Genomic DNA, 9,847 nt, shown 5'->3' with positions numbered 1-9,847 from the left:
CTCAGGGAGTATGACAAAGATATTTATAAAGAACGCAACCTTATCGAACGCATGTTTAATAAACTCAAACATTTTAGAAGAGTGGCAACACGATATGATAAACTTGCTCAATCTTTTTTATCGTTCATTTATATTGCTGCAACCGCCCTTTGGTTAAGATAAATGTCGACAGAACCTAGATCACACGACCATTTATCGTTGGGTTCAGCACTATGCCCCCTAGCTTAAAAAACGCTTGGAGTGGCATAAAAAACGGCATTCTAGACGTTGGCATCTGGATGAAACCTATTCAGGCATGTTGTTTCTCATTTAATCATCTTGTGCGTAAATTATAGCCAATTTTGATATGGCGTTGATTCCAATAAACGCAACTCGCCTCAAAGAATGTCATCAAACATGTTTTCAGATGTAAAGGTTCCTGCAATGCGCAACAAGAGTTTAGGGACTTACTGCTTTTTCCTTGTTTGCCAACTTTTTTCAAATCATGCATAAATTGTGTCGCTAACTCGGATTTAAGCATGGAGAGCCTGAGGGGCTGCCATAAGCAAGAAAAAATTGAATCTTTGTGGATGGATTGCCTCTCGCGCCCTGATTAGCCATGCGCTAATCAGGTCATGAATGAATTTTAATTGGAAAATATCAAACACAAATCCATTAAATAATGGCAGGGCTTAAGGTTTGAATTAAGGATTTAAACACTTTAGGCGTGCCAGCTACGATGTCTCCGTATTTTAAAAAATCTTCGCGGCCCCGCAAGTCGCCTATTAACCCACCGGCTTCTTGCACCAGTAAAGCACCGGCGGCAATGTCCCAGGGACGTAAATCAAATTCCCAAAAACCATCCAGGCGGCCACTGGCTACATAAGCCAAATCCAAAGCTGCCGCACCAGTGCGCCGGACCCCGGCACATTTACCAAACAAGGCTTCAAGAGTGGGAAGATAGCGTTTGGCGCGTGCTTCATTACGAAAAGAAAGCCCGGTGCCTAATAAAGATGAATTTAATTGGGTTTGTTTGGATACGCGAATACGGTGATCGTTTAAGCGTGCCCCGCGGCCGCGGCTTGCGGCAAAGCACTCATGCCGTAATGGATCATAAACTACGCCATGTTCAATGCGGTTTTTTATTTTAACCGCAATGGATACAGCGAAAAAGGGAAAGCCGTGCAAGTAATTGCTTGTACCATCCAATGGATCAATGATCCAGACTGTTTCGGCATCTTCTTTATAAACGCCGCTTTCTTCAGCGATTATCCCATGGTCAGGATAAGCTTTATGGATTGCATTGATGATCGCTTGCTCCGCTTTGATATCCACTTCTGAAAAGTATTCCTCGGCGCTTTTTGCAGTAATTTTGATGCGGTCAAGTTGCTCCATGTGGCGAACAATAATATCGCCTGCCTGACGGGCGGCGCTGATTGCAATATTTAAAAGTGGCTGCATAATTGGCTCATGTGTACAAAACTTTGAATTCTAGCATAGTTCGCGGTTTGATATAAAACGGCATTGCGATAAAATTTGCAGTAAAGCAAGCTTAATGCGTTTGATTGATGTGCTATAGTGCTTTTCTTATTTACAAATTGGTTTTCTCATGAATTTGGATTCAATTCGCATCGTCCTGATTGGCACGACTCATCCTGGTAACATTGGTGCTGCTGCACGCGCCATGAAAACCATGGGGCTTAGCAAGCTTTATTTGGTATCGCCAAAAATATTCCCTGACTTTCGGGCTCATGAAATGGCAGCCGGAGCCGATGACGTATTGCAGCAAGCCATTGTGACGGATTCTCTGGCGGATGCAATAAAAGATTGTCATTTGATATTGGGAACAAGCGCCAGACCGCGCGGTATTTCCTTACCTGGCTTAACGCCATCAACGCAAGCCGATTTGGTTTGCAGGCATGCTGCAGATGCAGAAGTTGCCATTCTTTTCGGCCGCGAACATGCCGGGTTAACCAATGAAGAACTTTTACACTGCCACTACCATATTAATATACCCAGCAATCCTGAATACAGTTCATTAAACCTTGCACAGGCAGTGCAGATTATCGCCTATGAGTTACGGATGAAATGGCTGCAAACGACACCGCTTGCAGAGAAAGAAACTGACAAACCGGCCACACATGATGAGATGGAACGCTTTTATAATCATTTGCAAGACGTTTTGGTGCAAATTGATTTTTTAAAATTATCCAATCCAAAACGTTTATTGCAGCGGCTGCGAAGATTGTTTAACCGTATTAAACTTGAACATACGGAAGTGAATATTTTGCGTGGCATCCTCACTCATGTGCAATATGCACTCAGTAAAGCGCGTCTCCCTGCGAATGCCGAGGCAAGGGATGCTCCTGAGATTTGATAACTGGAGTAAGTTTAGGTGGATAGCAAGCCCATTTATTTAGATTACATGGCAACAACGCCGATTGACCCGCGCGTTGTGGAAGAAATGCTGAAGTATATGGGGCCGGATGGGCATTTCGGTAACCCTGCGTCTAAGACTCATGTTTATGGACAAACCGCAGCCCGCGCTGTGGAGCACGCCAGGGGTATGCTCGCTGAAACGATTCAGGCTGCCCCGGAAGAAATCGTGTTTACCTCGGGTGCTACTGAGGCAAACAATTTGGGGATTATTGGAGCCGCGCGCTTCTATCAGCGCAAGGGCCGTCATCTGATCACTATGATGACCGAGCACAAAGCGGTTTTAGACAGTTTTAAACAGCTTGAGCGCGAGGGATTTGCAGTCACTTACCTGCAGCCCGAGCCCGATGGATTATTAAATCTTGTCAATCTTGAGCAAGCATTGCGCAATGATACGATTTTAGTATCCATCATGCAGGTTAATAATGAAATCGGTGTGATTCAAGACATCGCCAGTATGGGGCAATTATTGCGTGATAAAGGCATTATTTTCCACGTCGATGCAGCGCAAAGCGCAGGTAAGCTTCCCATCAATGTACGCGATTTGCATGTCAGTTTAATGTCGTTTTCAGCCCATAAAAATTATGGTCCGAAGGGTGTTGGGGCTTTGTATGTTTCTCATAAACCCCGAATTCGCCTGCACCCACTGAGCTTTGGCGGGGGGCATGAAGGGGGAATGCGTTCGGGGACATTGGCAACCCACCAAATCGTTGGCATGGGTGAGGCATTTTATTTAAGTGAAATGGCGCGTGCCACAGAGCAAGCACGAATTCTTGAGCTTCGCACCCAGTTATGGGCAGGCATCAAGCATTTACCTGGGATTCGGTTGAATGGACATCAGGAACAGCGTATTGCTGGAAATTTGAATATGACATTCAACGGTATTGACGGTGAGCAATTGCTGACCGCTCTTCATCAATTGGCAGTATCTACTGCATCGGCTTGTACTTCGGCCAGTTCGCAACCTTCTTACGTCTTGCGTGCCATCGGGCTAAGTGATAATTTAGCACGCAGTTCCATCCGGTTATCCATCGGGCGATTTACCACAACAAAAGAGGTTCAGCGCACCATTCGTATCATTTGTGAAACCATTCCAAAGCTTTTAGGGCCTCGTTGGTCTTCAACTTAATAGAAGCTTGTTGAACTTAAGTCCTGGCTTTAAGTTCTTTCATCAATCCCCAGGGATTTACGGTATAATTATCCTAGTAACAATTTTATCAGTATGAGGTTTATTGAATGAGCGTGATGCAAGTGAGTAAGAGTGAAACCCAAGTTAAACTAACCGATGCAGCTTGCAAGCATGTGCTGGCTTATTTGCAAAAGCAGGGGAGCCATGGCATACGTTTGTCAGTAAAAAAAACAGGTTGTTCAGGATTATCTTATGTCGTGGATTATGTAGAGAAAGCGGCTGCGGGTGATGTGATTATGCCTTTAAACGAGCATTACATTCTCTGCATTGAGAAAACCAGTTATCCTTATCTGAAAGGGATGGAAATAGACTATGTAAAACAAGGATTAAATTATAAATTCGTTTTTAATAATCCAAATCAAACCGGGCAATGTGGTTGTGGGGAAAGTTTTACAGTAGATTGATGTTACGGTTGCTGGCTTACCTTGCTGCAGGGAATGCTGGTATTCAACATGGCATTTACTGCATCTCATAGTGGTTGCTGAAGCAATTCGCTGTCTATCAATGCCAATGTTGTGGCGTGTGGTATGGTGAACAGGATCCTATCTTTTTATATCTATTGCACCTTTGCAAACCCGTCTTAAGCTTCAGAAATTAGTTTTGTAATGGCATGCAGGTAATCCTTCCCAGTGATTTGCTCGTGAAAAGCAAAGCTCCTGCCGCAAGCATTAGCCGCAGAAATATTTGCTCATGGTGGAAGCATGAATGCAATAAAAATTTATTTTTATGTATTGTTTTGCCTCACAATGTCTTTACATTAAACTATGATTCATAATTCTAAGATTAATTTTTTTTTATTTAATTTTATTAAATGGGTCTTCGCAGCAAGCCTCGTTACCGCCCTATTTTGCTTTAATATAAAACAAACGAATCTAATTAAGGCATTCTAATATAAAAAATAATCAAAAAATGCTGGATTTTAACTCAAAAAAGTCTTAAGCTTCCGTTAATAAATGAATATCATTAAAACAATATTTACAGTCTTTGAGGCATTTGTTATTATATAGGTCATAAATACGTGATCTAAATGCATAATTTATAAATTTAGACCAGTTTTTTATAGTTTTGGAGAGAGAACAATGAGTGCAGTAATGCAGGAAATGCAACACAGTGAAGCATTATCACAACAAGTAATTAATGCAGTTAAAGGTTATCTAAATGCAGTAAACAGCAAAGATGCCAATTTGAATTTATATCAGCTTATTGTAGAAGAAGTAGAAGCTCCTCTTTTCCGCACGGTAATGGAGTTGACCCGCTACAATCAATCTAAAGCTGCTCGCGTTTTGGGTGTAAGCCGAGGCACTTTGCGTACAAAACTTAAGCGTTATTTTGACGACGAATTTATTGGTACGCGCGATATTTAATTTTCTGGTTTTTTGCTAGACACTCTGCTACTATTACTCGCAAAGTTGGTCAGACAATCGCTCTTTGCCGCGCAAAGGGAGGAAAGTCCGGGCTCCATAGGGCAGAGTGCCAGGTAACGCCTGGGGGGCGCGAGCCTACGGAAAGTGCCACAGAAAATATACCGCCTTTGGCAGCAAAGGTAAGGGTGAAATGGTGCGGTAAGAGCGCACCGCGCAACTGGCAACAGTTGTGGCAGGGAAAACCCCACTTGGAGCAAGACCAAATAGGAATCCATATGATTTTTAAATCATAACGCATGGCCCATGCGGGATTCGGGTAGGTCGCTTGAGGCAAACGGTGACGTTTGTCCCAGATGAATGGTTGTCCTCGACAGAACCCGGCTTATCGACCGACTTTTATTAAATTTTCTTGATTCTCGTCTTTACACCTCTTACGATTACGCCATTTTGTAATAATGGATAAATTTCCTCATGATGCTTTGTATTGATGTGGGTAATTCTCATGTATATGGGGGGGTATTCGCCGGTGAAGAAATACGTTTACGATTTCGAAAAACGTCTAAAGGCAGTACCTCAGATGAATTGGGTATTTTTTTAAAAAGTGTGCTGCGCGAAAATGAATGTTCCCCTGATTCGATTAAGGAAATAGGCGTTTGTTCAGTTGTGCCACAACTGGATTATTCCTTGCGCTCTGCATGCCTCAAATATTTCTCGGTAGAACCATTTTTTCTGCAGGCAGGTGTTAAAACAGGTTTGAATATAAAATACCGCAATCCACAAGATGTGGGCGCTGATAGAATTGCCAATGCAATTGCAGCAACGCAGCGTTTTAGTGGTAAAAATATTATCATCATCGATTTTGGCACGGCCACCACATTCTGTGTGATCAATACGCAAAAAATGTATTTGGGCGGTGCTATTCTGCCTGGGGTGCGTTTGGCTGCCGATGCATTATCGATCAACACTGCAAAATTACCTTCCGTTGAAATTGTTAAAGTAGAGCAAGCTGTGGGTCGCTCCACCATAGAAAGCATTCAATCGGGCGTATTTCATGGCGCTGTTGGAGCATGTCGAGAATTGATCCAGCGTATCAAAGCAGAAGTTTTTCCGAGTGATGAAGTTCTTGTATTAGCTACTGGTGGATTTGCTTCCTTGTTTGATAAACAAGCAATCTATGATTTGTTAATACCGGATCTTGTGTTACATGGAATTCGCATCGCCGCCGAAATGAATGGCAAAGATTGATATATAAATTTTCCGCTTTTTTGTTGCCTGTTTTATTTTTTATCATATGGAATGAAATACATGCATTTTCACTCATGAGAGGAATGCATGCGTCTTTTTTTTAATAAAAAAACCATTTTTTACCTTGACGCTTGGGAAAAGGTGTTTCTATAGTGTAGTAAAGTGGTTTAAAATAGTGAAAAAGTGGAGAATTGTGGGTATTTGCCCACAAAAAGAAAATCATGTTTCGCGGGATTAATGTCATCAACATTGACGGAAAAGGCCGTCTTGCAGTACCAACCCGCTATCGCGAGGCGCTGGGGCAAGATCACGCGGCATTGGTGGTGACAATTGATCCTGAAGAAACATGTTTGCTGCTGTACCCAGCTAGAGAGTGGCAAGTGATAGAAGGAAATTTGCAGCGGTTGCCGAGTTTTAATGCAGCCGCTCGCCGTATTCAACGCTTGCTTATTGGTCATGCGACAGATGTGGAATTGGACGGCAATGGACGGGTGTTATTACCTCCTTTATTACGTGAATATGCGCGGCTTAGCAAACGCGTGGTTTTGATCGGGCAAGGTAATAAATTTGAAGTTTGGGATGACGAATTGTGGCAAACCAAACGCGAACAGTGGTTGGCAGAAGAATCATCAGGGAAGGCTGCTCTTCCCGATGAAATGAAAACTTTTTCTCTGTAATGGAAAGAAAATGGCCAAACATCAACCGGTCTTACTGCAAGAATCAATAGAAGGCTTAGCCATAAAAGCTGAAGGCATTTATGTAGATTGTACCTTCGGACGGGGCGGTCATAGCCGCGCCATTCTCGATCGCTTAAATGAAGCTGGGCGCCTGATTGCTATCGATAAAGACGCTGAAGCTATCCAGCATGCACAACAACAGTTTGCTCAAGATTCCCGCTTTCAAATTTTTCAAGGATCGTTCGCCAATCTTAAAGACATCGCACTTGCATGCGGTGTATATGGCAATATCGATGGAATTTTATTGGATTTAGGTGTTTCTTCTCCGCAATTGGATGATCCTCTGCGCGGCTTTAGTTTTATGCAGGCTGGTCCTTTGGATATGCGCATGGATCAGCAACAAGCTTTAAGCGCGGCTGAGTTTGTTAATCAAGCCAAAGCCAGTGAAATGGCTGAAATTTTTCGGGAATATGGTGAAGAGCGTTTTGCTGGACGCATTGCACGTGCTATTGTGCAATCGCGCGAAGAAGCTCCGATTCTAACAACGGAAGCTTTAGCTGAAATAGTAAAACAAGCTAACCCAAAATGGGAAAAACACAAGCATCCCGCGACGCGGGTATTCCAAGCTATTCGAATTTATATTAATCAAGAATTGACGGATTTAAAAAAATGTTTACAGCAGTGCATAGGTGCTTTGGCAATAGGGGGCAAGTTGGTTGTTATTAGTTTTCATTCTTTAGAAGATCGTATTGTGAAGCAATTTATGAAGGCAGAAGAGCAAGGGGCTACACCGCCGCCTGGCATCCCGTTAAAAGCTGTCGATATGAAAACCTGTTTTAAACGCATAGGTAAAGCCATTAAACCGCATCACGATGAAATTAAGCAAAATGTTCGTGCGCGAAGCGCTGTACTTAGGATAGGAGAAAAAATAGCATGAATGCCGCAGCCAAACTAATTCATCAAAGTAATTTTTTCAGTGGGCAAATTGCTGATATTCGTTTATCCAAGCAGCTTTATTTGCCTATATTTTTGCTGTTATCCGTATTATGCAGCGCTTTGGCAGTGGTTTATACCACAAATCTATACCGCATGACATTTAGTCAGGTGGAAGCTGCTGAACAGAAAACGCATCAATTGCAATTGCAATGGGGGCAACTTTTATTGGAACAGGCAAGCCTGGCTACTCCGGCGCGTGTAGAACAATTGGCCATTGACAAACTGGATATGACTTTGCCTGCCAATAAACAAGTTTTTATTTTGCGTGCTAAATGAAGATTTGGCGTCATCAAGCCCGGTTGTGGGTAGTTTCTTCGTTTTTCGTATTGCTGTTATTGACGCTGGTTTGGCGGATGTATGATCTTACCATCATGAACCGCCAATTCCTGCAGGGGCAGGGTCACGCCCGCAGTATCCGTTTGATTGATATCCCTGCTTACCGGGGGATGATTACAGACAGGCAGGGAATCCCCTTGGCAGTCAGCACCCCATTAAAGTCAGTTTGGGTCAACCCAAAAGAATTCGCTCCCAGCAAAGAACAATTAAATGGATTATCTAATTTATTGAGCATTTCCACAAAGCAAATACAAAAACGCGTGAAAGATGGACAAGGACGTGGTTTTATTTATTTGAAGCGGCAATTGACGCCTATGCTGGCAAAGAAAATCGAATCATTAAATATATCCGGCATTAATTTCCAGGAAGAATTCAAACGTTATTATCCACAAGCAGACAGCACAGCGCAGCTCGTTGGTTTTACCAATGTGGATGACAATGGCATTGAAGGTTTAGAGTTGGCTTATCAGCACTGGTTAATGGGGGTGGTAGGCAAAAAACGCGTTGTCAAGGATCGAATGGGACGTATTATCGAAGAGCTTGACATGGTTAAAGAACCACGCGCAGGAAATGAATTACGGCTCAGTATAGACAGCCGCATCCAATATTTTGCTTACCACGAATTGCAAGATACCTTGCTTAAGTTTGGGGCTAAATCTGGCTCTGTGGTGGTACTTGACACACAAACTGGAGAAGTGCTGGCCGTGGCAAATGCACCTTCTTTTAATCCCAATGCGCGCAAAAATTATACCCCGGATTTTTATCGTAACAAAGCGATTACAGATGTATTCGAACCTGGGTCTGTCATGAAGCCTTTTGCTATAGCGAGTGCTTTGGAAAGCGGAAATTTTACTCCTGAAACCATCATTGACACCCGTCCAAGCCGCATGATGGTGCATGGGCGTGTTATTCGAGATATTCATAACTATGGTGTTTTGGACGTCACGGGGGTTTTGCAGCGCTCAAGTAACGTAGGCGTCACCAAAATGGTTTTGACCAGCCCGCCGGAACAATTAATTGGTTTGCTGATGCGCTCTGGCATTGGCCAGCGGACAGAAAGTGGTTATCCCGGCGAGAGTGAGGGTACTTTGGTTAGGGTTGCCGATGCAAATCCATTTGTTTTAGCCACGCTGGGATTTGGATATGGAATGTCTCTATCGGCTTTGCAACTGGCAAAGAGTTATTTAATTTTTGCCAATCAGGGGCGCACCATGCCGGTTACTTTATTGCACTACGATCGGCCAGTTGATACCACGCAAGTCATTTCCGTGCAAACAGCTAATCAGGTACTGAAAATGATGGAAGCGGTTCTTGGTGTGGGTGGAACAGGCAAACAAGCTGCAGTCCCTGGGTATCGCGTAGCTGGGAAAACAGGTACTGCCCGCATTGCAGGCAAGCAAGGGTATGAAGCGCACCGGCATATTGCAAGTTTCGTCGGCATTGCCCCTGTATCCAATCCAAGGTTGATTGTAGCCGTGGTTATTCATGAACCTACTTTAATTAACTATTACGGCGGCGTTGTTGCTGCGCCATTATTCTCAAAAGTTATGGGTACTGCGCTTCGTATTCTGGATATTCAGCCTGATGAGTCGACCTTGTCGCCTATGGGTTAAGGCTAGTGCAGC

At 43.4% G+C, this 9,847-nt stretch carries 11 protein-coding genes, 1 other RNA gene and 1 pseudogene; 12 read left to right on the top strand and 1 reads right to left on the bottom strand.

The annotated features are described in order from the left end of the window. On the top strand, positions 1-162 hold a 162-nt coding region (locus ELY11_RS03050), incomplete at its 5' end, for a transposase (protein ID WP_148110504.1). 10 nt (positions 163-172) lie between these two features. Further along, positions 173-289: pseudogene (locus tag ELY11_RS12560) on the top strand (IS6 family transposase); the annotation flags it as partial. 365 nt (positions 290-654) lie between these two features. Here ELY11_RS12560 and ELY11_RS03040 read toward each other — a convergent pair. Then, positions 655-1,440: an inositol monophosphatase family protein gene (locus ELY11_RS03040; RefSeq protein ID WP_126953050.1), complete on the bottom strand. Its 786-nt coding sequence runs from the start codon at positions 1,438-1,440 to the stop codon at positions 655-657. 148 nt (positions 1,441-1,588) lie between these two features. On the opposite strand from ELY11_RS03040, the gene ELY11_RS03035 reads away from it, so the two are divergent. The 10 genes from ELY11_RS03035 (at position 1,589) to ELY11_RS02990 (ending at position 9,835) form a co-directional block, all read left to right on the top strand. After that, the gene (locus tag ELY11_RS03035) at positions 1,589-2,356 is read left to right on the top strand and encodes an RNA methyltransferase (RefSeq protein WP_126953051.1); all 768 of its coding nucleotides are present in this window, start codon (positions 1,589-1,591) and stop codon (positions 2,354-2,356) included. Between the two features lie 18 nt (positions 2,357-2,374). Then, a complete protein-coding gene (locus ELY11_RS03030) occupies positions 2,375-3,544 on the top strand; it encodes an IscS subfamily cysteine desulfurase (protein ID WP_126953052.1) in 1,170 nt (389 codons plus the stop codon). Between the two features lie 107 nt (positions 3,545-3,651). Further along, a complete protein-coding gene (locus ELY11_RS03025; RefSeq protein ID WP_126953053.1) occupies positions 3,652-4,008 on the top strand; it encodes a HesB/IscA family protein in 357 nt (118 codons plus the stop codon). Positions 4,009-4,683: 675 nt separating this feature from the next. Further along, entirely contained in the window at positions 4,684-4,968 is a 285-nt protein-coding gene (locus ELY11_RS03020) for a helix-turn-helix domain-containing protein (protein WP_126953054.1), read from the top strand. A 41-nt stretch (positions 4,969-5,009) separates the two neighbouring features. Beyond that, an RNA gene (gene rnpB, locus ELY11_RS03015) (RNase P RNA component class A) lies at positions 5,010-5,369 on the top strand. A gap of 70 nt (positions 5,370-5,439) precedes the next feature. Then, positions 5,440-6,213: a type III pantothenate kinase gene (locus tag ELY11_RS03010; RefSeq protein ID WP_127032500.1), complete on the top strand. Its 774-nt coding sequence runs from the start codon at positions 5,440-5,442 to the stop codon at positions 6,211-6,213. Between the two features lie 221 nt (positions 6,214-6,434). After that, complete coding sequence (mraZ, locus tag ELY11_RS03005; RefSeq protein WP_126953056.1) at positions 6,435-6,890, top strand: division/cell wall cluster transcriptional repressor MraZ; 456 nt, start codon at positions 6,435-6,437, stop codon at positions 6,888-6,890. Between the two features lie 10 nt (positions 6,891-6,900). Continuing rightward, positions 6,901-7,827: a 16S rRNA (cytosine(1402)-N(4))-methyltransferase RsmH gene (rsmH, locus tag ELY11_RS03000; protein WP_126953057.1), complete on the top strand. Its 927-nt coding sequence runs from the start codon at positions 6,901-6,903 to the stop codon at positions 7,825-7,827. Beyond that, positions 7,824-8,162, top strand: coding sequence for a cell division protein FtsL (gene ftsL / locus ELY11_RS02995; RefSeq protein ID WP_126953058.1), 339 nt, complete (start codon positions 7,824-7,826; stop codon positions 8,160-8,162). Before rsmH ends, ftsL begins: the two co-directional genes overlap by 4 nt. Continuing rightward, on the top strand, positions 8,159-9,835 hold the full coding sequence (locus ELY11_RS02990) for a peptidoglycan D,D-transpeptidase FtsI family protein (protein ID WP_126953059.1): 1,677 nt from the start codon (positions 8,159-8,161) through the stop codon (positions 9,833-9,835). The genes ftsL and ELY11_RS02990 overlap by 4 nt, the downstream gene beginning before the upstream one ends. Positions 9,836-9,847: the final 12 nt, after the last annotated feature.

Source organism: Legionella septentrionalis (assembly GCF_003989745.1).
Taxonomy (GTDB): Bacteria; Pseudomonadota; Gammaproteobacteria; order Legionellales; family Legionellaceae; genus Legionella_A; species Legionella_A septentrionalis.
Note: the sequence above shows the minus strand (reverse complement) of the source record. Positions and strands in the feature narration are given on the sequence as shown.

Excerpts from the sequence above, each read along its gene's own strand:
- ELY11_RS03035 (WP_126953051.1), top strand. The coding sequence starts at position 1,589 with ATGAATTTGGATTCAATTCGCATCGTCCTGATTGGCACGACTCATCCT.
- rsmH (WP_126953057.1), top strand. The coding sequence starts at position 6,901 with ATGGCCAAACATCAACCGGTCTTACTGCAAGAATCAATAGAAGGCTTA.
- ftsL (WP_126953058.1), top strand. The coding sequence starts at position 7,824 with ATGAATGCCGCAGCCAAACTAATTCATCAAAGTAATTTTTTCAGTGGG.
- ELY11_RS02990 (WP_126953059.1), top strand. The coding sequence starts at position 8,159 with ATGAAGATTTGGCGTCATCAAGCCCGGTTGTGGGTAGTTTCTTCGTTT.
- ELY11_RS03020 (WP_126953054.1), top strand. The coding sequence starts at position 4,684 with ATGAGTGCAGTAATGCAGGAAATGCAACACAGTGAAGCATTATCACAA.
- ELY11_RS03040 (WP_126953050.1), bottom strand. The coding sequence starts at position 1,440 with ATGCAGCCACTTTTAAATATTGCAATCAGCGCCGCCCGTCAGGCAGGC.
- mraZ (WP_126953056.1), top strand. The coding sequence starts at position 6,435 with ATGTTTCGCGGGATTAATGTCATCAACATTGACGGAAAAGGCCGTCTT.
- ELY11_RS03025 (WP_126953053.1), top strand. The coding sequence starts at position 3,652 with ATGAGCGTGATGCAAGTGAGTAAGAGTGAAACCCAAGTTAAACTAACC.
- ELY11_RS03010 (WP_127032500.1), top strand. The coding sequence starts at position 5,440 with ATGATGCTTTGTATTGATGTGGGTAATTCTCATGTATATGGGGGGGTA.